A 22,786-nucleotide genomic window follows, 5' to 3' on the forward strand; every position below is an offset into this window, starting at 1 on the left:
GGGCACGCCCCGCCGGACCCGCGCCCGGGTCAGCTCGCCTTGCGCTGGAAGGGATGCAGGAGATCGGACAGGTGCCAGTGGTGGACCTGCTTGACCTGCGCCGAGGGCTCCGCCGCCGGTCCGGTCTCGGTCTCCTCGGCCGCCTCCGCCCGGCCGCCCTGCACCGGCGGCCGGGACGACCGGTGCGCCGCAGTGTGCACCGACGAGACCTGCCCCGCACGCATGATCCGCACGACATGGCCGTCGCAGTTCTGGCACGAGGGCCGGCTCAGCGGGGACGGGACGACCTGGCCGTTCGCCACATACATGACGAACTCGTGGTTGTCCGCGTCCGTGTGGTGCTCTATCTCGTACGACTGCTCCCAGCCGTGCCCGCATCGCATGCAGGCGAAGGAATACGACTCGCGCACGACGGCTGTGGCCGCACCACGGAGGCCGGTCTGCCCTGCGATCTCACTCATGCCAGCTCCTCTTGTCCGCTGGACAAGCACCCCGGGTGTGGGGATTCCCCCCGGAATCCCATCGGGTGAGGGACGGGTGCGTCCCTGCTGACCAGTGGACGCCTTCACCGGCGCGAACGCGACGGACCTGCCGAGTGTTGGATGCGATTTGGATCCTGCTTGCCAAATCGGCCTTGTCGGACAGGGCTGGGCTTTGCGTTCGCCGCCCTTGCTTTACCGTCCCGTGGGGCGCGCGCTCAAGAGAGACGCTCCCTGCTCAGAGGAAGCCTTTCCGCAGGTCAGGGGCGCACGCTCAAGGGAGACGCGACTCGCTCATAGATCAAGGAGCGCCCCCTTGGAACGCCCCTCGGAACGCCCGGACCCCGGCGACGGCACCGCCCAAATCGCCTCACCCGTCAGCCCGCTTCGCGGCGACCACCGCGTCGAACACGACGCGCTTCGGAATCCCCGCCTCCACCGCCACCGCCGCGATCGCCTCTTTGCGTCGCTCGCCGGCCTCCTCCCGCACCCGCACCCGCCGTACGAGTTCCGCCGCGTCGAGTTCCTCGGGACCGCGCTCGGGGGCGCCCTCGACGACGACGGTGATCTCGCCGCGCACTCCGTCGGCGGCCCACACCGCGAGCTCGGCCAGCGGACCGCGCCGTACCTCCTCGTACGTCTTGGTCAGCTCGCGGCAGACGGCGGCCCGCCGCTCGGCGCCGAAGACCTCGGCCATGGCGGCGAGGGTGTCGTCGAGGCGGTGCGGGGCCTCGAAGTAGACGAGGGTGCGCCGTTCCTCCGCGGCCTCCTGAAGCCGGGAGCGGCGTTCGCCGGCCTTGCGCGGCAGGAAGCCCTCGAAGCAGAACCGGTCGACGGGCAGCCCGGACAGCGCGAGCGCGGTGAGCACCGCGGACGGCCCAGGGACCGCGGTGACACGGATCTCCTTCTCCACGGCGGCCGCGACCAGCCGGTAGCCGGGGTCGGAGACGGAGGGCATCCCGGCGTCGGTCACGAGCAGCACGCGCGCGCCTCCCACGAGTTCCTCGACCAGCTCGGGCGTGCGGGCGGCCTCGTTGCCCTCGAAGTACGACACCACGCGTCCCTTGGGCGTCACACCGAGCGCCTGTGTGAGCCACCGCAGCCGCCGGGTGTCCTCGGCCGCGATCACGTCGGCGCCGGTCAGCTCTGTCGCGAGCCGGGGCGGCGCGTCCGCGACGTCGCCGATGGGGGTGCCTGCCAGGACAAGGGTTCCAGTCACGCCTCCATCCTCGCAGCAGCCACTGACAGCGCCGTCCCCCGGGAACGGCGGCCGCCGATCGCAAAGGAACCCATCGCTAAGCCCCATTGCACGGGACTCACACAGAACGGTTCCCTACGATGGCGCGGTGACCAGTACCGCGTCCTCCACGGACACCCGGCAGGGCCAGGCACCGCTCGACGAGCGGTCGGCGTGGCAGCAGCGGCTGCGCCGATTCGGCTACCCGGCGAGCCCGGCGCACACCACCGGCGGCAGAGGCGCCGCGGGCGCCGGCGCGCACGCCGATGTCGTCGACCGCCTGGTCCCGCCGTACGTCGGGCCCGGCTCCCGGCTGTGGCTCGGTCTGGGTGTGCCCCCGGCGCTCGCCGAGCGGATGACGCGCTGGTCCGGCTGGGGTGGCCCGCTCCTGGTGACGCTGATGGCGGGCCTGCTGCGGTTCTGGAACCTGGGCAGCCCGAAGGCGGTGATATTCGACGAGACCTATTACGCGAAGGACGCGTGGGCGCTCGTCCACCGTGGTTTCGAGGTCAACTGGGACAAGAACGCCAACGATCTGATCCTGCAGGCGAACGGCCATGTCACGATCCCGGCGGACGCGGCGTACGTCGTGCACCCGCCGGTCGGCAAATACATCATCGGGCTCGGTGAGCTGGCTTTCGGCTTCAACCCGTTCGGCTGGCGCTTCATGACGGCACTCCTCGGCACGCTGAGCGTGCTGCTGCTGTGCCGGATCGGGCGCCGGATGTTCCGTTCCACCTTCCTGGGCTGCCTGGCGGGCGGCCTGATGGCGGTGGACGGGCTGCACTTCGTGATGAGCCGCACCTCGCTGCTCGACGGCGTGCTGATGTTCTTCGTGCTGGCGGCGTTCGGCTGCCTGTTGATCGACCGGGACAGGGCACGGGAGAGACTCGCGGCCGCGCTGCCGCCCGACGCGGACGGCCGGATCCGCCCCGACGCGCGCGTGGCCGACGCTTTCCGTTTCGGCCGGCGCCCCTGGCGCTGGGCGGCCGGCGCGCTGCTGGGCCTCGCGATCGGCACCAAGTGGAACGGCCTCTACATCCTGGCCGCGTTCTGCCTGATGGCGCTGTTGTGGGACGTCGGCGCCCGCAAGGTGGCCGGTGCCCGGCACCCGTACCAGGCGGTCCTGAAGTACGACACGGGGATCACGTTCCTGGCGACGGTCCCGGTGGCGATCGCCGTCTACCTGACCTCCTGGATCGGCTGGATCCTCTCCCCCACCGACGGCAGCGGCGGCTACTTCCGCAACTGGGCGGCCACCGACGGCAAGGGCGGCGACTGGACGTTCCTGCCGGACTGGCTGCGCAGCCTGTGGCACTACGAGCACGAGGTCTACCTGTTCCACGTGGGCCTGTCGTCGCCGCACACCTACATGTCCAACCCGTGGTCCTGGCTGGTGCTGGGCCGCCCGGTGTCGTACTTCTACGAGTCACCCTCCCCGGGTGCGGACGGCTGCCCCTCGGACGCCGGGGAGAAGTGCGCGCGTGAGGTGCTGGCGATCGGCACGCCTCTGCTGTGGTGGGCGGCCTGCTTCGCGATCCTGTACATCCTGTGGCGGTGGGCCTTCCGCCGGGACTGGCGGGCGGGCGCCATCGCCTGTGGCATCGCTGCCGGTTACCTGCCCTGGTTCATGTACCAGGAGCGCACGATCTTCCTCTTCTACGCCGTCGTCTTCGTGCCGTTCCTGTGTCTCGCGGTGGCGATGATGATCGGCGCGATCATCGGCCCGCCGGGCTCCAGCGACACCCGCCGGCTGATCGGCGCGTCGGGGGCCGGGCTACTCGTCCTGCTGATCGCCTGGAACTTCATCTACTTCTGGCCGCTGTACACCGGTACGGCGATTCCGATCGACTCCTGGCGTTCACGTATGTGGCTCGATACCTGGGTATGAGCCACATCCCTGATTTGCTTTCAGACAACAATTAATCAACATCTGACACAGGGGCCCCACAACCGCCTACAGTGCGAACCACAACAAGCTTTTGAACGCGTTCACAAAATGCGGCGAAAGCTCGGGGAGGGGATTCGCGCCATGCGCAAGGGGGTCAAGGCGGCCATAGTCGGCAGCGTCTGCACCGTGATGGTGGGCGGAGCCGGGTACGGCGCCTACAACGTGCTGTCGACGTTGCGGGGCGACGGCGGCAGCGGCACACCGGTCGTACGGACCGGGCCGCCCACCACGGACGAGATCAAGGACACCACGCGGAAGTTCTTCGCGGCCTGGGAGAAGGGCGAGTCGGCGAGCGCGGCGTCGTACACGAACGACTCCGCCGACGCCGAACCGGTGCTCACCTCCTTCAGCGCCACCGCGCACATCAAGGACGTGCACATCACGCCCGGCAGGGCGACCGGCGCCACCGTGCCGTTCAGCGTGAAGGGGACGGTGTCCTACGACGGGAAGTCGAAAACGCTCGCCTACAGGAGCACGTTGACGATCGTGCGCGGCGAGACCACGCACCGCCCGCTCGTCGACTGGCGGCCGTCCGTGGTGCATCCGCAGCTCAGACGCGGCGACACACTGTCCACCGGTGAGGCGGCAAGCCCGCCGATCGAGGCCGTGGACCGCAACGGCGCGGTCCTCAGCAAGGACAAGTACCCGTCCCTGGGCCCGATCCTGGACGAGCTGCGCAGCCGCTACGGCGACAAGGCGGGGGGCACCCCGGGCGTGGAGCTGGTGATCCAGCACGCGTCCGAGGAGTCCGCCGACACCACCCTGCTGACCCTCGCGGAGGGCAGGGCCGGCAGGCTGCGTACGACGCTCGACGCGCGCGTGCAGGCCGCCGCCGAGTCGGCGGTGACGAAGTACGCCGAGTCGTCGGTGGTGGCCGTCAAGCCCAGCACCGGCGAGGTACTCGCGGTCGCCAACCACCGTGAGGACGGCTTCGACGCGGCCTTCCTCGGCGAGCTGGCACCCGGCTCGACCATGAAGATCATCAGCGCGGCCACCCTCATCGACACCGGGCTCACCACGATGAACGGCCCGGCGCCCTGTCCGCCGACCGCGACCTGGCAGAGCCAGACCTTCAGCAACCTCAAGGGACTTCAGCCGGATCCGAACGCCACCCTCTCGGACAGCTTCGCGCGGTCCTGCAACACGGCGTTCGTGAAGTACGCGGACTCGGTCCAGGTCGACTCGCTCACCAAGGAGGCCGAGGACCGCTTCGGACTCGGGCGCAACGACTGGAAGGTCGGCATCCCGAGTTTCGACGGGCGCGTCCCCGCCTCCGGGGGCCCGGACACCGCGGCCAACCTGATCGGCCAGGGCGAGGTGCAGATGAGCCCGCTGAACATGGCGTCGGTGACGGCGACCGCGATGACGGGAACCTTCCGGCAGCCGGTGCTCGTCGCACAGAAACTGGACGGCCGCGAACTGGCCACCGCCAAGGGCCTGCCGGCGAGTACGGTCGGCCAGCTGCGCACGATGATGAACCGCACCGCCACCAGCGGCACCGCGGCCGGGGTGATGAGCGGACTGCACGGCAGCATCGGCGCCAAGACGGGCTCGGCGGAGGTCGACGGCCAGTCCAAGTCGAACAGCTGGTTCGCCGGCTACCGCAATGACGTCGCGGCCGCGGCCATGACCCAGGACGGCGGTCACGGCATTGACGCGGCCGGTCCGATTGTCGCGAGTGTGCTACGGATCGGTGGCTGAAGTCACTCCCACAGGGCGGGACTCTAGGCTGTTGCCGTCGTTGGGGTGCGTGAGGGGTACGGGGGCGGCGGGGACCCTGAGGAAGTGCGCGGAGGAACTGAGCTGTGGGCAACAGAAGACGCGTCGTCGAACGACGGAAGAACAGACCCGCCGTCATCGGCGGGCTGATCGCCGTCGTCGTGGTCGGCGCCGGCTTCGGGATCTACGCGGTGTACGGCGGCGGGGCCGCCGACGCAGCGTCGACGAAGGCGGCGGACAGCAAGCCCGTCAAGACCGGGCCGTTGTCGGCGACCGAGGTGCAGACGACCGCCAGGACCTTCCTGGCGTCCTGGCAGCAGGGCAAGGTCACGCAGGCCGCCGCCGTCACGGACGACGCGAAGGCCTGCGTCGCGCTCCTCACCGGCTACACCAAGGACGCCCACATCACGGGCGTCACGCTCACCGAGGGCACGCGTACGGGCGCCAAGGTGCCGTTCTCCGTCAAGGCGACGGTGTCGTACAAGGGCATCAGCAAGCCACTGGCGTACGACTCCTCGTTCACCGTCGTCCGGCGGACCAGCGACGGCAAGCCGGTGGTCGACTGGCACGCCTCGGTCGCCCACCCGGACCTCCAGGACGGCGACACCCTGGTCACCGGCGAGTCCGGCACCCCGCCCGTGAAGGCCCTGGACCGCGACGGCGGCGAGATCACCACCGCCAAGTACCCGTCACTGGGCACTGTCCTGGACGGGCTGCGGGAGAAGTTCGGCAAGAAGGCCGGCGGCAAGGCCGGCGTCGAACTGCGCGTGGTGCGCGGCGCGGCGTCCGAGAAGGCGAAGCTGTCCGACAAGACGCTCCTGGAGCTCAGCAAGGGGACGCCGGGCACCGTGAAGACGACGCTCAGCCCGACCCTCCAGGCCGCCGCCGAGAAGCAGGTCACCACACAGAAGAACGCCTCGGTCGTCGTGATGCGCCCGTCGACCGGCGAGATCTACGCCGTGGCCAACTCCAGCCACGGCTTCAACGTGGCCTTCCAGGGCTCACTGGCCCCCGGCTCCACGATGAAGATCGTCACCTCCACGATGCTGTTCGAGAAGGGGCTCATCACCCCGGACGCCTCGCACCCCTGCCCGAAGACGTACAAGCTCGCCGGGTGGACGTTCCACAACGACAACGACTCCGAGATCAAGCAGGGCACGTTCAAGATGGCCTTCGGGGCGTCCTGCAACAACGCCTTCATCAACTTCGCGCCCAAGCTGTCCAACAGCGACCTGACCACCGAGGCCCAGCAGGTCTACGGCCTCGGCATGAACAACTGGGCCATCGGCGTACCGACCTTCGACGGCTCGGTCCCGGTGCAGAGCGGCGCGCAGATGGGCGCCTCGCTGATCGGGCAGGGCGGGGTGCGGATGAACCCGCTGAACATGGCGTCGGTGGCGTCCACCGTGGAGACCGGCACCTTCCACCAGCCGTACCTGGTCTCCCCCTCGGTCGACGACCGGACGGTGGCGAAGGCCTCGCGCACGATGTCCGCGAAGACCCAGTCCGAGCTGAAGGAGGTCATGCAGTACACGGCGGCGTACGGTACGGCCGCCAAGGCGATGGCCGGTCTCGGCCCGGACTACGGCGCCAAGACGGGCTCGGCGGAGGTCGACGGGCAGAAGAAGCCGAACGGCTGGTTCACGGCGTACAAGGGCGATCTGGCGGCCGCGGGCGTGGTCCAGGCGGGCGGCCACGGCGGCGACACGGCCGGGCCCATCGTGGCGGCGCTGCTGAAACTGGGGTCGTCGCTGTAGGACAGGGGCTAGCCGGCCACAGGGGTGGCCATGTAGGTGCGCCTGAGGAAGCGCAGCAGCGCCTTCGACTCGAACTGCACCACCGAGGTGCCGTGGTCGGAGTGGAACTCCACCACGGCCTGCACCCGTCCCAGCGGCCACACCCGTACGTCACCGCTCGTCGCCGGTGCCCTGAGTCCCTGCTCCAGCAGCGCGCGCGAGAACGTCCACTCGTCCGTCCCGGGCAGGCCCACCCGAACCGATCGCGGATCGGCTTCGGGGTCGTAACGCAGGACGACGGGCACCGCGCCCGGGTCCTCCGGCGCGTCCTCGTCCGTGACGATGTGGGCTCGCGCATACTGCTCGACTACAGACATCGGACTGCCCTTTACGCTCCGTTACCTTTGCGAAAGCTGTCCATCCGCTTCTCATCCAATGTCGCACATTTTCCGGATTGTGCTTGTGGAGGCCGTCATACGTCATGCACGCCCATGCGTGTGCGATATACGACTCCCTCGCTCTTGCAAAAGCTTCGCAACAACACCTTAAAATCGATCCGTGCATGTACCTGACGGATTTATCGACGCCCCCACCTCGGCGGGCACCGCGGTGGTCGCGGCCGGTGCCCTCGCCGTGAGCCTGCGCGGCGCCCGCCGTGAACTCGACGAGCGCACGGCACCACTGGCCGGTCTGGTGGCGGCGTTCATCTTCGCCGTACAGATGCTCAACTTCCCCGTCGGGGCCGGAACAAGCGGCCATCTGCTGGGCGGAGCGCTGGCCGCGATACTCGTCGGCCCCTGCACCGGCGTCCTGTGCGTGTCCGTCGTCCTGCTGATGCAGGGCATCCTGTTCGCGGACGGCGGCCTGACCGCCCTCGGCGTGAACATCACCGACATGGCGATCGTGACGACCGTCGTCGCGTACGCCGTCTTCCGGGGCCTGCTGAAGGTCCTGCCGCGCACCCGGCGTTCGGTGACCGCCGCCTCCTTCGTCGCCGCCCTGCTCTCCGTCCCGGCCGCCTCCGTCGCCTTCACGCTCCTCTACGCGATCGGCGGCACCACCGACGTGTCCATCGGCAAGGTGGCCACGGCCATGATCGGTGTGCACGTCCTCATCGGCATCGGCGAGGCCGCGATCACCGCGCTCACGGTCGGCGCCGTCATCGCCGTACGCCCGGACCTGGTGTACGGGGCGCGCGAGCTGCGGCAGGGGCTGAAGTTGCGCGTGAACGGCGTACTGGTGGACGCGGTCCCATCGAAGCCGGCGCCCACGGCACCCGTGGCGGCGCGCACCTCGCGGCGCACGCTGTGGATCACCGGCCTGGTCACCTCCCTGGTCCTCGCCGGGTTCGTCAGCTTCTACGCCTCCGCCGACCCCGACGGGCTGGAGAAGGTCGCCCACGACAAGGGCATCGACGTGAAGGCGGAGGAGCACGCCGCCGCCGACTCCCCGCTCGCCCACTACGGCCTCAGGGACGTCTCCGACGCCCGTCTCTCCGGCGGCCTCGCGGGCGTCATCGGCGTCGGTGGGACCGTCGTCGCGGGCAGCGCGGTGTTCTGGGCGGTGCGCAGGCGCCGGGGCGCCGAAGAGCCGTCCGAGGCGCTCTGACATGGGCGTCGGGCACGCCCACAGGCTCTACCGGCACGCGCGCTCCCCCGTGCACGCGCTGCCCCCGCACACCAAGCTCGCCGCCGCCCTCGCCTTCGTGGTGGTCGTGGTCTCGACACCGCGCGAGGCGATGTGGGCGTTCGCCCTGTACGCCGTGCTCCTCGCGTGCGTCGCGCACCACGCGCGCGTGCCCGCGTCCTTCGTGCTGCGCCGGCTGCTGATCGAGGTGCCGTTCGTCGCCTTCGCGGTGCTGATGCCGTTCGTGGCGGAGGGCGAGCGGATCGACGTCCTCGGCCTCTCGCTCAGCGTGAACGGCCTGTGGGGCGCCTGGAACGTGCTCGCCAAGGGCACCCTCGGCGTCGCCGCCTCCGTCCTCCTGGCAGCCACCACGGAGCTGCGCGAACTGCTCCTCGGGCTCCAGCGGCTGAAGCTCCCGCCGCTGCTCGTCCAGATCGCCTCCTTCATGATCCGCTACGGCGACGTCATCACCGACGAGATGCGCCGGATGCGGATCGCACGGGAGTCGCGCGGCTTCGAGGCGCGGGGCGTGCGCCACTGGGGCGTGCTCGCGAAGTCCGCCGGCGCGCTGTTCATCCGCTCCTACGAGCGCGGGGAGCGCGTCCACCTGGCCATGGTGAGCCGCGGGTACGCCGGTTCGATGCCCGTCATCGACGAGGTGACCGCGTCCCGGGCGCAGTGGTCCCACGCCCTCGCGCTGCCCTTGTCCGCCCTTGTCGTCTGTCTGTTGGGATGGGCCCTGTGACTGCCACCGCATCGCTGGAGGTCTCCGGCCTCGCCTTCGCCTACCCCGACGGGCACCAGGCCCTGTTCGGCGTGGACTTCGCCGTCGCACGCGGCGAGCGCGTCGCGCTGCTCGGGCCGAACGGCGCCGGCAAGACCACCCTCGTGCTGCACCTCAACGGCATTCTCAGCGGCGGCGCGGGGACGGTCACGGTGGCCGGACTGCCGGTCGGCAAGCGGCACATGGCGGAGATCCGGCGCCGGGTCGGCATCGTCTTCCAGGATCCGGACGACCAGCTGTTCATGCCGACGGTGCGCGAGGACGTGACGTTCGGGCCGGCGGCGGCCGGCCTGAAGGGCGCCGAACTCGAAGCACGCGTGCGTACCGCGCTGGAACGGGTCGGCATGGCCGGCTTCGCCGAACGCCCGCCGCACCACCTCTCCTTCGGCCAGCGCCGCCGGGTCGCCGTCGCCACCGTCCTCGCCATGGAACCGGAGATCCTCGTCCTCGACGAGCCCTCCTCCAACCTCGACCCGGCCTCCCGCCGCGAACTCGCCGACATCCTGCGCTCGCTGGACGTCACGGTCCTCATGGTCACCCACGACCTGCCCTACGCCCTGGAGCTGTGCCCGCGCTCCCTGATCCTGAGCGACGGCACGATCGCCGCCGACGGCCCCACCGGTGACCTCCTCTCGGACAACACGCTGATGCGCGCGCACCGGCTGGAGCTGCCGTTCGGCTTCGACCCGCGCGCGGCGACCGCGGGACGCGGGGGCGTGTGACGCGTTTCCGTGACGGCCGTCCCACGCGTCCCCGCGTCCGTGACAATGGGCGGGTGACGCATCAAGAGGACACGGGGACGCTACGGCTGGACGACCAGCTGTGCTTCGCGCTGTACGCGGCGCAGCGCGCCGTGACCGCCGCCTATCGCCCGCTCCTCGACGAACTCCGGCTCACCTACCCCCAGTACCTCGTGCTGCTCGTCCTGTGGGAGCGGGGCGAGACCACGGTGAAGGACCTGGCCGGCGCGCTCCGCCTCGACTACGGCACGGTGTCACCGCTGCTGAAGCGGCTGGAGGCGGCGGGTCTGGTGCGCAGGGAGCGCGCGGAGCGGGACAAGCGCTCGGTACTCGTCGCGTGCACCGGGCGTGCGGAGGAACTTCGGGAGCGCGCTTCGCGCGTACCCGGCGCCCTGCTCACGGCGACGGGGCTCGACGGCGCGGACGTGGCCCGGTTGCGCGAGGAGTTGCGGGTGCTCGCGGACCGGGCGAGCAACGCGGCCTCGCGCCCCGTGTAGCAGCGCGCGCCCCGGTACCCGCGGTTTCCACACCCCTGGCAGTCCGAGGCTTCCTACCGGTCGGTACCTTGTGCACGATGCACTTGCACACCACCGTGTTGCCCACCCATCGTTTCTGCCCTGGGGGAGGTCCCGCCGTGATCGAAGGCGCCACCGTAGACACCCGTCCGACGAAGATCGTGTATGTCGCCGAGGCGACCGCACACGGCGGCCGGGACGGGTATGTGACCAGCCAGGACGGCCAGATCGAGCTCAAGGTCGCGATGCCTCCGGAGCTGGGCGGGGACGGCAACGGCACCAGCCCCGAGCAGCTCTTCGCGGCGGGCTACAGCTCCTGCTTCCACAACGCGCTGATCCTGGTCGGCAACCGCGCGGGCTACGACCTGACCGGCTCCACGGTCGCCGCGAAGGTCGGTATCGGCCCCAACAAGCAGCGCGGCTACGGCCTCGCCGTCGCGCTCAGCGTCTCCCTCCCGGTCCTGGACCCGGACACCGCGGCGAAGCTGGTGGACGCCGCCCACGAGGTGTGCCCGTACTCGAACGCGACACGCGGCAACATCGACGTGACGATCGTGCTCGGCTGACCGCACCGCTCCCCCACTGAGGCGCAGCTCACGCCCGTACGGCCTCGGTACCGCGGAATCGCAGGCTCCGCAGGGGCGTTGCACCCACGGGCGCAGGCGATCAGGAGGGACGTGGCGGACGTGGACGTGAACGGCACTGTGGCCGAGGGCTTCGAGCCGGTCAGGGACGCGTTCGCGAGGAACTTCGAGCTGCTCGGGGACCGGGGCGCGGCGGTGGCCGTGTACCGGGACGGGCACCGGGTCGTCGATCTGTGGGGCGGCTCCAGGGACGTCGACGGCGAGGCGCCCTGGGAGCGGGGCACGGCCCAGATCGTGCGCTCGGCGACCAAGGGCGTCGCCGCCGCCGTACTGCTGCTTCTGCGGCAGCGCGGGGAGCTGGACCTGGACGCTCCGGTGGGTGACTACTGGCCGGAGTTCAAGGCGGCCGGCAAGGAGCGGACGCTGGTGCGGCATCTGCTCGCGCACCGCGCGGGCGTGCCGGTGCTGGACCGTCCGCTCACGCCCGCGGAGGCCGCCGACCCCGATCTGGGTGCGGCCGCGGTGGCGGCGCAGGCGCCGGTGTGGGAGCCGGGCACCGATCACGGCTATCACGCACAGACGTACAGCTGGCTGACCGGTGAGCTGGTGCGGCGCGTGACCGGGCGGCCGATCGGCGAGTGGATCGCGGACGAGATCGCCGGGCCGGTCGGCGCCGGGTTGTGGCTCGGGCTGCCGGAGGCGGAGCACGCGCGCGTGGGGCGGGTCGGGCCCGTCGAGGCCCCGGAGACCGCCGGCGCGCTGCGGACCCGGCCCAAGCGGGCCGTCTCCGAGGCGTACGCCGACCCCGGGTCCCTGACCCGCCGCGCCTTCGGCGCGATCAGCCCGCTCCCGGACGAGAACGACCCCGCCTACCGTGCGGCCGCCCTCCCCGCCTCCAACGGCGTCGCCACCGCCGACGGCCTGGCCCGCTTCTACGCCTCCCTCATCGGCGAGGTCGACGGCGGCACGCAGCTGTTCACACCGCAGACCGTGGAGCTGGCCCGCGCCGAGCAGTCGGCGGGGCCGGACCGGGTGCTGGTCGTCTCCACCCGCTTCGGCCTCGGCTACATGCTGCACGGCAGCGCGTCCCCGCTGCTCTCCCCCGCCTCCTTCGGCCACCCGGGCCGCGGCGGCGCGCTCGGCTTCGCCGACCCCGAGTCGGGCATCGCCTTCGGCTATATCACCAACGGCTTCCGCAAGAGCGTGACGGCGGACCCGCGGGCGCAGGCGCTGGTACGGGCGGTGCGTACGGCGCTGTCGTAGCCGCCGCACGCGCCCCGGCGCCCGCGCCTCCGTGGCACGCGCATCGCCGGCAGACCGCCACGCCGACGGCGGCGAGCAGCAGCGCGACGAAGCCGTTCAGCCGGCCCACGCTCTGCGCGCCCGCGCGACCGCCGGCGCGATCGCGCGCCTCACACGTTGATCGGGTGCGAGTGCCGTCCGGAGTCCGCGTCGATCTCGCCATGCGCCTTGGTCAGCAACTGCATGGCCAGTTCGTTCAAAGCGCGGGCTCCCGCGATCTCCTCGCCCACTCTGGGCTGATTGCTGTCGGAGTCATGACGGCTCGCGTGCCCGTGCGCGCGTACCTCGGTGCCGTCGGGCAGACGCACCATGGCCACTGCGCGCGTATGCGTGTCGTCCTCCAGGAACTCCAGCTCGACGTGCCATCCCACAGCGGTTTGCATCATGGGGACCACCTCCGGAATCGCTGCTTCCAGGGTGCTCCTCAGGGGGCCGAGCCGTCACGTCGGCGCGGCCCCGGTCACCGGCTACTTGTCGTCGAAGCTCGCGAAGTACGCGGCGGCCATGTCCTCGTCGGCGTGCCCCTGGGCGGCGGCGCGGGCGAAGCGTTCGGCGGCCGCCTCGGCGACGTCGAGGCGCACACCGTGGCTCGCGCCGGCGGCGACGATCAGCCGGGCGTCCTTCCCGGCGGTGTCCACCGCGAAGGACGGCGGGGTCATCCCGCCATCGAGGATCAGCTGCGCCTTGGCCCGCAGATAGCCCATGTCGAGCGGGCCGCCCGCGATCAGGTCGAAGAAGCTGTGGGGGTCGACGTCGAGGGCCTGGGCCAGGGCCACCACCTCGCCGGCCGCCGCGGTGACCGCGAGGACCCAGCTGTTGGCGACCAGCTTCAGCCGGGTCGCGGCGGCCGAGGAGCCGTCGTCGCCGGTCCACAGCGTGCGGGCGCCGATGGCGTCGAAGACCGGCGCGACCGTCTCCCGGCCCTGCTCGGGACCGGCGGCCAGGACGGTGAGCTGTCCGTCCTCGGCGGGCTGGCGGGTGCCGAGGACCGGGGCGTCGTAGAAGACCAGGCCGTGCTCGCGGGCGAAAGCGGCCAGTTCCGGGATCTGGTCGAGTCCCGCGGTCGTCGACTGCGCCCAGACGACCCCGGGCCGCAGCGCGTCGGCGGCCTCGCGGACGACCTCCAGGGCGGTCGCGCCGTCGTACAGCATGGTCAGAACGACGTCGGCGCCCTCGACGGCCTCGGCGGGGGTGTCGGTGACCTGGGCGCCGTCGGCGGCGAGGGGTTCGGCCTTGGCGCGGGTGCGGTTCCACGCGCGGACGGTGAGCCCTGCCTTCAGGAGGTTGCGGCCCATTGCGGCGCCCATGATGCCGGTGCCCAGCAGAGCCACGGTCGGCTTGTCGGTCATGACGTCTCCCTGTCGTTCGTGTCTTCCACAGGCCAGCTTGGCGCACGGCGCGCCGTCTCGCGTGCGGCTCGGGCCCGATGACACGCGCAAGGGGCCCGGACCGGCAGTGACGCCGGCCCGGACCCCTTGACGTGACGGAGGCCGGATCAGCCGTCGTTCTCCGACGACGGGAGGTAGGCGCCCGGAACGTCGTTCGGTGCGTAGATCTTCTTGTCACCGGGGTACGGCTTGGTCCAGTTGTGCGTCTGGTACCAGGTGTACCGGTTCATCTGGGTGGGGTTGGCATAGTCCGGCACGGCGTTCACGCCGGTCAGCCGCTGGTGCGACGCCCAGGTCTTCCACTGCGCCGCGACGGTCTTCTGGGCCGCCGGCACGGACACGGTCGTCGGCGCGGCCGCCGCCTTGGTGTCCTGGGCCGCCGGGGTGTCCGAGCCGCAGGACGGCTGCGGGTTCACGCCGAGGGTCAGCGAGGTCCGGTTGGGGACCGCCGTGAACGGGGTGTTGTCCGCCTTCTTGGTGAACGCCCCGTACATCGGGGTGGCGGCGCTGTCGAGCTGGTTCATCGGGTGGATCCCGAGGATCTGCTCGACGGTGCGGACCATGGTGATCTGCGAGTAGTAGTGGCTGTCGACGGTGCCGTGCTTGGCGTAGGGGCTGATGACCTGGACCGGGGCACGGTGGCCGTCGACGTGGTCGAGGCCGGCCTGGGAGTCGTCCTCGACGACGAAGATCGCCGAGTCCTTCCAGTACTTGCTGTGGGTGATCTCGTCGACCATCTTGCCGACCGCGAGGTCGTTGTCGGCGACCTCGGCGGCAGCGTTCGCGGGGCCGCCGGTGTGGTCGTTGGAGAACCAGAACATGTTCAGGTTCGCCGGACCGTTCTTCTCGAAGTCCTGCTTCCAGATCTGCTCTTTGTAGATGTCCGGGACGTTGAGGTCGAACAGCGGGAAGCCCTGCACCGACACGTCGTTGAGCGAGGGGATCGCCGAGCCCGTCTTGATGGGGTAGGCGGTCTGTGCCCCGGTCGCGGCCATGTTCTTGCTGTCGCAGTACAGGTTCTGCCAGGTCGCTCCGGCCGGCTTGCTCTCGATCGACTGGAACTCGCCGAAGTCCTTGACGGACTTCCCGGCCGCCTGCGCACCGGTCCAGATGAAGCCGGACTTCTGGTGGCCGAGGACGTCGTCCTCGGTGTCGTAGCTGCGCGTGTACTCGCCGGCCGACGACTCGGTGTACTCCGGGTTGTCGGACTGCATCAGCCAGTTGTGGCCCTCGGCGGAGTTGGTGCCGACGTCGTAGAAGTTGTCGTACAGACCGAACTGCTGGGCCAGCGCATGCTGGTTCGGCGTCACGTTCTCGCCGAACTGGGTGAGCGAGGAGTTGCCGTTGCCCTGCGGGAGGTCGCCGAAGACCTGGTCGTAGGTGCGGTTCTCCTTGACGAGCAGGAAGACGTGCTTGATCGTCGAGGGGTCGCCGATCCGCTTCGGAACCGGGACGGCCTTCTTGTTGCTGTTGCCCTTGGCGGTCTTGACCGAGTTGGACGTCCAGCCGTTCTGCTTGAACACCTTGACCGTCTCGGACCTGACGACCTGGTCGCTCGGCATCGTGAACTGGGTCAGGCTCGATGTGGTGTCGTGGGTGTTGTGGCCGGCGGCGTCGGGACGCAGGGCGTCGATGCCACGGGTGTTGGCCACGACGACCTTCTTGCCGAGGGCGGTGATCCCCGACGGGAAGTAGTCGGTGGGGAGCAGGCCGACGTAGCGGGCGGGCTGCTGCGCGGAGGTGTAGCGGTAGACGGCGACCGCGTTGGCGCGCCCGAGCGTGACCAGCAGCCGGCCGTCGTCGGTGAGCGTGACCGCGTTCGGCTCGTAGCCGACCGAGGCCTCCGGCCACGGCTGGGTCGCGATGGTCTGGACGACCTTGTCCTTGCGGCTGTCGATGACCGACACGCTGTTGTCGGCGGTGTTGGTGACGAACACCGCGCCGTTCTTGGCGTACACCGCGGTCGGGTGCAGACCGACCTCGACGGTGCCGACGGCGGCGGACGCGTCGGCGGTGTCGATGACGCTGACCGTGCCCGTGGTGGCGGCGCCGGTCTTCGGGTTCGCCACGACATTGGTGCCGTAGGAGTTGATGGTGGTGTCACCGGCCTTGGCCGGGCGGCCGCCCTCGTTGCTGACATACAGCTTGCCGCCGACCAGGGCGAGACCGCGCGGGGCGTTGCCGACTGCCCAGCTCTGCTTGACCGTTCCGGTCGCCGCGTCTATCGCGACCACCTTGTTCTGGCCGTTGACCGCGGAGTACACGGTGGAGCCGTCGGCCGAGAACACCGCCGCGCCCACCAGCGCCTGCTTGGAGCCGTCGGCCGGGATCGGAACGGCCGTCGGGGTGGAGAGGGTGCCGTCGGCGTTGACGGTGAACTTGGTGTAGCCGTTGGCCTGTCCGAGCCACAGCTGCTTGCCGTCGGGCGAGTACGTCGGGCCTTCCTGGCCGACCGCGCCGCTGCTGATCCGCAGGTTGTCCGCCGCGTTGGTGCCGACCTTCTGCTTCACCTGCCCGGTCGCGAGGTCCATGACGACCAGCGACGCGTCACCGTCGGCGATGGAGGCCGCGAGGTGGCTGCCGTCCGGGCTGACCGTCGACGACATGATCTTGCCGTCGTTGATGACGGTGCGGCTGCCGTAGGGGTTGATGTACTGGTCGGCGGAGACCACCTGGCCGTTGGCGGTGGTCTGGCCGACCTGCTGGGTGCCGAACTGGTAGGTCGAGGCGACCGCGGTGCTCGTGACGCCGAGGGCGACGGCGATGCCCGCCGTCACCAGCATGGTGCGGCGACCGACTCGTCTGCCAAAAAGGTAGACCGGCTTGTTCTCGTTGATCCGGCGCTGGCGGATTACCTGCACGGAACTGTTCCCTTCAGTGGGTGTCGAGCAGATCGACGTTGCCGTCGAACTGCCACAGCGGATTCGGGGCGTCGCCGGTCGAAGTCCGCACGAGGAAGTAACCGTTCACTTCCTTGGGACCGTCGCCGTCGGCCACGAACCGCCCGTCTGAGGTGATGTCGAGCTGGTAGACGGCTGTCCCTGTGACCGGGACGCCGGGCAGATGCCAGCTCACGACGCAACGCCAGTCGTTGCCCGCCCCCTCCTGGGCGGCCTGGCCGTCGCTCTTGGTGCATGCCGCCGTGGCCCGCAGCTGGGCCTCGGTGACGGCGGGTCGGTGGAGTTGCTGCGTCTGCAGTCGGTAGAGGTGGCCGAACACCGTGGCGAGGGACCGCTGCAGCTTGTCCTGCTCGATCCCGGAACCCGTCGACGGGGTGGCCACGGCGACCGCTCCGACGGTGACGGCGGTCAGCGCGGCCAGCGGCAGCACGCCGAGGGTGACCGCACGGCGCCCGGAACCGTCGTAGGCCGGGTTGGTGAAGTCGCGCCGTACGAACAGCACATAGGCCAGTACGGTCGCGAGCACCGCCCACACCAGGCTGACCGCGACGGCGATCAGGAGCGGGGCGAGCTGGGCCGGGCTGGTGAACAGGCCGTTCCAGGAGATGAAGGCGTAGGTGGGCAGGGCGAGGCGGACGGCTACGGGCAGCGGCAGCATCTGGGCGACCGACATCGCGAGCGCGACGATCGGGGGAAGCAGCAGCCCCATCGGGGAGCGGCCCAGCGCGACCGAGCCGAGCAGGCCGATCGCGGCGAGCGCGAGGGTCGGGGCGAGGGCCGCGACCCAGGCGAGCGGGACGCGGCCGGCCGCGTCTCCCGTCGTCAGCAGGTGCCCGTCCAGTCCCACCAGGGGCTGGTTGCCGACCGCCACCAGTCCGCCGACCGCGCTGGAGACGGCCAGACCGGCCACCAGCAGCAGGATGACGGTGAGGCTGGCCAGTGACTTCGCCACGAAGATCCGCGCGGGCGAGCGGACCGCCACCAGCAGATGGCGCCAGGTGCCGAGCCGGTCCTCGGAGGCGAACACGTCACCGGCGACCACCGACGTCAGCAGCGGCAGCGCCCAGGTGCCCGCGAAACCGAGCATCACCAGCGGGCCGGCCCAGCCCGTAGCGTGCATCCACCGGCCGAAGAGCGTGTCGGCAGGCAGCGTGCTCTGCTGGCTCACCCCGGCGACGAAGAGTGCCGGCACGATCCAGCAGGCGAGGACCAGCAGGCGGATCCGCCACTGCGAGACCAGCTTCACCAGTTCGAAGCGGTAGCCCCGCGACACGGGGACGCGGCGGGCGGGAACGACGGCGCCTTCGGCTGTGGCCACGGTCATCGGCCGGCCTCCTGCTGCTCGGTGAGGGCGAGGAACGCGGCCTCCAGCGGCGATACGACGGGGGCGAGTTCACGCACCGCGACATCCGACCGCACGACCTTGGCGACGAGTTCGTCCAGGGCGGGCACCAGGGCGCGTACGACGAGCATGTCGGCGTCCTGCCGCACGCCGCTGTCGTCGACGATCCGGATGCCGGTCGTGTCGGCGGCGAACCGGCGCGCGGCCTCGGGGTCGGAGGTGCGCAGCCGGTAGTCGAGTTCACGGTTCTCGGCGGCCAGCTTGCTCAGCGGGCCGGAGAAGACGATCCGCCCGGTCGCGAGGATGGTGACCTCGGAGCACAGTGCCTCCAGGTCGTCCATACGGTGGCTGGAGAGCACCACGCTGGTTCCTTGCGCGGCGAGCCGGGTGAGGACGCGGTGCACATGTCTCTTCCCGGCCGGGTCGAGGCCGTTGGACGGTTCGTCGAGCACGAGCAGCCGGGGCTTGGTCAGCAGCGCAGCGGCGAGCCCGAGCCGCTGGCGCATGCCGAGGGAGAAGCCGCGGGTCTTGTCGTCGGCGACATCGGTGAGCCCGACCTGGCCGAGCACGTCGTCGATGCCCGCCGTCCCCGCGTCGAGGCCGCGGAGTGCGGCCAGTGCGGCGAGGTTCTGCCGGGCGGTGAGCGAGGGGTAGAGACCGGGCGCGTCCACGAAACCGGCGACGCCGTCGGGTGCGGCGAGCGCCCGGTCGACCGGCGTGCCGAGGATCTCGAGCCGGCCGCCGTCGGCGACGGCCAGACCCAGCAGCAGGCCGAGCAATGTGGTCTTGCCGGCGCCGTTCGGTCCGACCAGGCCGTGGATCTGACCTTGCGTCACATCCAGGTCGACGGTGTCGAGTGCGACGACGTCGCCGAAGCACTTGGTGATCCCTCGGGCCCGGACTGCGTGGAGTGTGTCCATGAGTCCCATGCGTCCCTTCTTCCGCAATCCGCAGGGACTTTATGGAGGACACACAACCCAGGCACAGGCGGTCGGCTGAACGTTCGAGGAACGGTTCGTCAAGGCAACGGCAAGTCGTTCGGACCGGCAGCCGACTTGACGCCGGACCCGGGCAACGCCCGCATGTCACGCGCCCGTACCACAAGGGCCGGGCCCCACCCTCCCTCAGGAAGCGGGGCCCGGCCCTTGTGCGAGACCAGAACCGCTGTCGGCCGCGGGGCTTCCTGACCCCCAGCAGGAGCGCCGCCGAACGAGCAGCAGCGCGACGCGGCCGTCCACCGCGGCGGCGCCGAGCCCTGTCACCTCGTCGCGCAGCGCCGGTAGTGGTCAACGCCGCGATGCGTGTAGTCGACGCCGCGATGCGCGGGTTGACACCGCGGTCCGTGCGGGGCACAAGGAAGCCGGTGAGGGCGCCCCGTCCCCACGGACCCTCACCGGCGGTCTTTCACGAGCTGCGCGTCAGGCGCGTACCAGCTCCCGGTCCTCGTCGTCCTTGCCGGCGTCGTTGCCGGACAGAGCGCGCAGGCCCTCGCCCTCGACGTCGACGTTGGGCAGCAGGCGGTCCAGCCACTTCGGCAGCCACCAGGCGCGCTTGCCGAGCAGAGCGAGCACGGCCGGGACGATGGCCATACGGACGATGAACGCGTCGAAGAAGACGGCGATCGCGAGACCGAAGCCGATCATCTTGATCATGGACTCGCTGGAGCCGATGAAGCCGGAGAAGACGGCCATCATGATGACGGCGGCGGCCGTGACGACCCGAGCCCCGTGCTTGAAGCCGGTGACGACGGCCTGGCTCGGCTTCTCGCCGTGGACGTACGCCTCCCGCATCCGGGTCACGAGGAACACCTCGTAGTCCATGGCCAGGCCGAAGACGACGCCCACCATGAAGATCGGCATCATGGACATGACCGGACCGGTCTCCTCGACGCCGAGCAGGCCGGACAGCCAGCCCCACTGGAAGACCGCGACGACGGCGCCGAGAGCCGCCATCACGCTGAGCAGGAAGCCGAGGGCGGCCTTCAGCGGGACCAGGATCGAGCGGAAGACCACGATCAGGAGGAGGAAGGCGAGGCCGACGACCAGGATCAGATAGGGGATCAGCGCGTCGTTGAGCTTCTGCGAGACGTCGATGTTCATCGCCGTGGAGCCGGTGACCAGGACTTTGGCGTCCGTGTCGGCGGTGATCTCGGTGCCCTTGTCGCGGATCGCGTGGACGAGGTCCTCGGTGGTGGTCGAGGACGGCTTGGACTTCGGGATGACGGTGATGGTCGCGGTGTCGCCGGCCTTGTTGGGCCTGGCCGGGGCGACCGTGCCGACGTCCTTGAGACCCTTGATCTCGTTGTCGACCTTGTTGAACGCGGACTTCGGGTGGTCGCTGTCCTGGGCGTCGACGACGACCACGAGCGGGCCGTTGAAGCCGGCGCCGAAGCCGTCGGAGAGCAGGTCGTAGGCGCGGCGCTGGGTGGTGGAGGTCGGCTGGGAGCCGTCGTCGCCGAGGCCGAGCTGCAGGGAGGACGCGGGTACCGCCGCCGCGCCGAGACCGACGACGCCGAGCAGCAGCACGGCGACCGGGCGCCGTACGACGAAGCTCGCCCAGCGGGTTCCCATGTTCGGCTTGCCGGCGTGCTTCTTCGCGGCGCGGCCACCGCCGAACAGCTTGCTCTTCTCACCGGCGGGCTTGATCTTGCGGCCGGCGTAGCCGAGCAGGGCCGGGACGAGGGTGAGGGCGATCAGGACGGCGATGGCGACCGTGCCCGCGGCGGCTACACCCATCTTGGTGAGCATCGGGATGTTTACGACGGACAGTCCGACCAAGGCGATCAGCACCGTCAGACCGGCGAAGACGACGGCGGAGCCCGCCGTGCCGACCGCCCGGCCTGCGGCTTCCTCGCGTTCGCGGCCCTCGGCCAGTTCCGCGCGGTAGCGGGAGACGATGAACAGCGCGTAGTCGATGCCGACCGCCAGGCCGATCATCGAGGCGAGCGTGGAGGTGGTGGAGCCCAGGTCGAGGGCGCTGGCCAGGGCCGTGATGGTGGAGACGCCGATACCGACGCCGATGATCGCGGTGAGCAGCGGGAAGCCGGCCGCGAGCAGCGAGCCGAAGGTGATCACCAGGACGACCGCGGCGATGGCGATACCGATGACCTCGCTGGAACCGGTCTCGGGCGTGGCGCTGAGCGCGTCACCACCGACCTCCACGGTCAGCCCGGCGTCCCGCGCGTCCTGCGCGGCCGCCTTCAGGGCGTCCCGTGAGGAGTTCTCCAGCGCCATGCCGGAGACCTTGTAGTTGACCGAGGCGTAGGCGATCGTGCCGTCCTTGCTGACGGCCTTGCCCTTGTAGGGGTCGGTGACCGAGGCGACCTCGGAGCCGTCGGACAGTTCCTTGACGGTCTTCTTGACGGTCGCCTTGTTGAGCTTGTCCGTCATCTTCTCGCCGGTGGGCGCCTTGAAGACCACGCGCGCGGTGGCGCCGTCGGAGCTGGTGCCGGGGAAGCGCTGGTCCAGCAGGTCGAAGGCCTTCTGGGCCTCGGTTCCGGGGATGGAGAAGGACGTGTTGCCGGCGGCGGGGGCGCTGGCCGCGCCGACGCCCGCGAGGGTCAGCAGCGCCACCCATATGAGGGCGACGAAGTGCCGTCGCCTGAAGGCGAGACGGCCCAGTTTGTAGAGGAACGTGGCCACGAGGGCGTACTCCCGGTCAGGTCGTGGGGTATGCAGGGCAGGGGTGATCAACCCGGTGGGTGGCAGGGGTGACCGGCCCGACGACGTGAGCGGAGGCGTCAGGTGGGCTGGCTGTGGGGAAGGGTCAGCGGGTGGCCGCGCCGAGGGCGGGGAGCACCACGGCGTCGATGTACGACAGGAGGAAGGCCTGGGTGGGCGGCTGCTCGTCGATCAGGGAACGCGCGGCGAACCCACCGATCATCATGTGCATCACGAAGTCGATCGCCGGGTTGTCCGCACGGACCTCACCCCGGTCGACGGCACGCTGCAACACACGGCGGAACTCGGCCATCTCGGGCCCGATCAGATGCTCCTTGAACGCCTCCAGGAGGTCCGGGTTGCCATGGACCGCCATGGCGAGACCTCGCATCAGCGCGGAGTTCTGCTCCATCTCGCAGTCGTCCGAGCGCAGGGTGAGGGCGTGCAGGTCGCCCCGGAGCGAGCCGGTGTCGATCTCGTCGACACCCGCGGCGCCCGGCTTGTTGTGCCGTACCGCCTTGGCCACCAGCTCGGCCTTGCCGCCCCACTGGCGGTAGAGGGTGGCCTTGCTGGACTTGGTGCGGGCGGCGACGGCGTCCATGGTGAGGGCGTCGTAGCCGACCTCGCGGAGCAGGTCGAGCACGGCCTCGTACAGCTCGGCCTCGCGCTCGGGCGTGATCCGACTGCGACGCGCCGTTGCGACATCAGCCATGCCACTCACCCTTCCCTGTTCCGTCGGCACCTCGGTACGTACATGTTGAAGATACCCCGAGATCTATAGAAACGAAACCGTTTCGTACGTGTGCTGTCTCACGTGCGTCGGC

At 70.4% G+C, this 22,786-nt stretch carries 19 protein-coding genes; 9 read left to right on the forward strand and 10 right to left on the reverse strand.

Going from position 1 to position 22,786, the window contains the following annotated elements; translation table 11 throughout:
- Positions 1-29 precede the first annotated feature (29 nt).
- Together ACZ7OO_RS18925 and rsmI are read right to left on the reverse strand one after the other, a co-directional pair.
- Entirely contained in the window at positions 30-461 is a 432-nt protein-coding gene (locus tag ACZ7OO_RS18925; RefSeq protein ID WP_471505890.1) for a hypothetical protein, read from the reverse strand.
- Positions 462-849: 388 nt separating this feature from the next.
- Complete coding sequence (gene rsmI / locus ACZ7OO_RS18930; protein ID WP_471505891.1) at positions 850-1,698, reverse strand: 16S rRNA (cytidine(1402)-2'-O)-methyltransferase; 849 nt, start codon at positions 1,696-1,698, stop codon at positions 850-852.
- 127 nt (positions 1,699-1,825) lie between these two features.
- Here rsmI and ACZ7OO_RS18935 point away from each other — a divergent pair, with 127 nt between their 5' ends.
- From ACZ7OO_RS18935 to ACZ7OO_RS18945, 3 genes are all read left to right on the forward strand, one after another.
- On the forward strand, positions 1,826-3,607 hold the full coding sequence (locus tag ACZ7OO_RS18935) for a dolichyl-phosphate-mannose--protein mannosyltransferase (RefSeq protein WP_471505892.1): 1,782 nt from the start codon (positions 1,826-1,828) through the stop codon (positions 3,605-3,607).
- Between the two features lie 141 nt (positions 3,608-3,748).
- Positions 3,749-5,368: a penicillin-binding transpeptidase domain-containing protein gene (locus ACZ7OO_RS18940; protein WP_471505893.1), complete on the forward strand. Its 1,620-nt coding sequence runs from the start codon at positions 3,749-3,751 to the stop codon at positions 5,366-5,368.
- A gap of 104 nt (positions 5,369-5,472) precedes the next feature.
- Positions 5,473-7,143 (forward strand): penicillin-binding transpeptidase domain-containing protein, encoded by a 1,671-nt coding sequence (locus ACZ7OO_RS18945; RefSeq protein WP_471505894.1) that lies wholly within the window; start codon positions 5,473-5,475, stop codon positions 7,141-7,143.
- A gap of 8 nt (positions 7,144-7,151) precedes the next feature.
- Here the strand turns inward: ACZ7OO_RS18945 and ACZ7OO_RS18950 are convergent, their stop codons facing one another.
- Positions 7,152-7,499: an SsgA family sporulation/cell division regulator gene (locus tag ACZ7OO_RS18950; RefSeq protein WP_471505895.1), complete on the reverse strand. Its 348-nt coding sequence runs from the start codon at positions 7,497-7,499 to the stop codon at positions 7,152-7,154.
- Positions 7,500-7,680: 181 nt separating this feature from the next.
- Between ACZ7OO_RS18950 and ACZ7OO_RS18955 the strand changes: the two genes are divergently transcribed.
- From ACZ7OO_RS18955 to ACZ7OO_RS18980, 6 genes are all read left to right on the forward strand, one after another.
- Positions 7,681-8,730 carry an energy-coupling factor ABC transporter permease gene (locus ACZ7OO_RS18955; RefSeq protein WP_471505896.1) on the forward strand — a complete coding sequence of 350 codons (1,050 nt, stop codon included), beginning with the start codon at positions 7,681-7,683 and terminating at the stop codon, positions 8,728-8,730.
- A gap of 1 nt (position 8,731) precedes the next feature.
- Positions 8,732-9,493 carry a cobalt ECF transporter T component CbiQ gene (gene cbiQ, locus ACZ7OO_RS18960; protein ID WP_471505897.1) on the forward strand — a complete coding sequence of 254 codons (762 nt, stop codon included), beginning with the start codon at positions 8,732-8,734 and terminating at the stop codon, positions 9,491-9,493.
- A complete protein-coding gene (locus ACZ7OO_RS18965) occupies positions 9,481-10,254 on the forward strand; it encodes an energy-coupling factor ABC transporter ATP-binding protein (RefSeq protein WP_471505898.1) in 774 nt (257 codons plus the stop codon). Before cbiQ ends, ACZ7OO_RS18965 begins: the two co-directional genes overlap by 13 nt.
- A 53-nt stretch (positions 10,255-10,307) precedes the next feature.
- Entirely contained in the window at positions 10,308-10,769 is a 462-nt protein-coding gene (locus tag ACZ7OO_RS18970) for a MarR family winged helix-turn-helix transcriptional regulator (protein WP_471505899.1), read from the forward strand.
- Positions 10,770-10,906: 137 nt separating this feature from the next.
- Positions 10,907-11,353, forward strand: coding sequence for an organic hydroperoxide resistance protein (locus tag ACZ7OO_RS18975; protein WP_471505900.1), 447 nt, complete (start codon positions 10,907-10,909; stop codon positions 11,351-11,353).
- Between the two features lie 120 nt (positions 11,354-11,473).
- Complete coding sequence (locus ACZ7OO_RS18980) at positions 11,474-12,634, forward strand: serine hydrolase domain-containing protein (RefSeq protein ID WP_471505967.1); 1,161 nt, start codon at positions 11,474-11,476, stop codon at positions 12,632-12,634.
- Positions 12,635-12,783: 149 nt separating this feature from the next.
- Here ACZ7OO_RS18980 and ACZ7OO_RS18985 read toward each other — a convergent pair whose 3' ends face one another.
- The 7 genes from ACZ7OO_RS18985 to ACZ7OO_RS19015 all read right to left on the reverse strand — a co-directional run bounded on the left by ACZ7OO_RS18985 (position 12,784) and on the right by ACZ7OO_RS19015 (position 22,674).
- A complete protein-coding gene (locus tag ACZ7OO_RS18985) occupies positions 12,784-13,059 on the reverse strand; it encodes a DUF1876 domain-containing protein (protein WP_471505901.1) in 276 nt (91 codons plus the stop codon).
- An 81-nt stretch (positions 13,060-13,140) separates the two neighbouring features.
- On the reverse strand, positions 13,141-14,022 hold the full coding sequence (locus ACZ7OO_RS18990) for an NAD(P)-dependent oxidoreductase (protein ID WP_471505902.1): 882 nt from the start codon (positions 14,020-14,022) through the stop codon (positions 13,141-13,143).
- A 146-nt stretch (positions 14,023-14,168) separates the two neighbouring features.
- Positions 14,169-16,922 carry a bifunctional YncE family protein/alkaline phosphatase family protein gene (locus tag ACZ7OO_RS18995; RefSeq protein WP_471505903.1) on the reverse strand — a complete coding sequence of 918 codons (2,754 nt, stop codon included), beginning with the start codon at positions 16,920-16,922 and terminating at the stop codon, positions 14,169-14,171.
- Between the two features lie 13 nt (positions 16,923-16,935).
- Positions 16,936-18,285, reverse strand: a complete 1,350-nt coding sequence (locus tag ACZ7OO_RS19000; RefSeq protein WP_471505904.1) for an ABC transporter permease — start codon at positions 18,283-18,285, stop codon at positions 16,936-16,938.
- Positions 18,282-19,223 (reverse strand): ABC transporter ATP-binding protein, encoded by a 942-nt coding sequence (locus ACZ7OO_RS19005; protein WP_471505968.1) that lies wholly within the window; start codon positions 19,221-19,223, stop codon positions 18,282-18,284. Before ACZ7OO_RS19005 ends, ACZ7OO_RS19000 begins: the two co-directional genes overlap by 4 nt.
- 498 nt (positions 19,224-19,721) lie before the next feature.
- Entirely contained in the window at positions 19,722-21,944 is a 2,223-nt protein-coding gene (locus tag ACZ7OO_RS19010) for an MMPL family transporter (RefSeq protein ID WP_471505905.1), read from the reverse strand.
- A gap of 124 nt (positions 21,945-22,068) precedes the next feature.
- A complete protein-coding gene (locus ACZ7OO_RS19015; RefSeq protein ID WP_471505906.1) occupies positions 22,069-22,674 on the reverse strand; it encodes a TetR/AcrR family transcriptional regulator in 606 nt (201 codons plus the stop codon).
- Positions 22,675-22,786: the final 112 nt, after the last annotated feature.

The organism is Streptomyces sp. NPDC111744 (assembly GCF_055634995.1).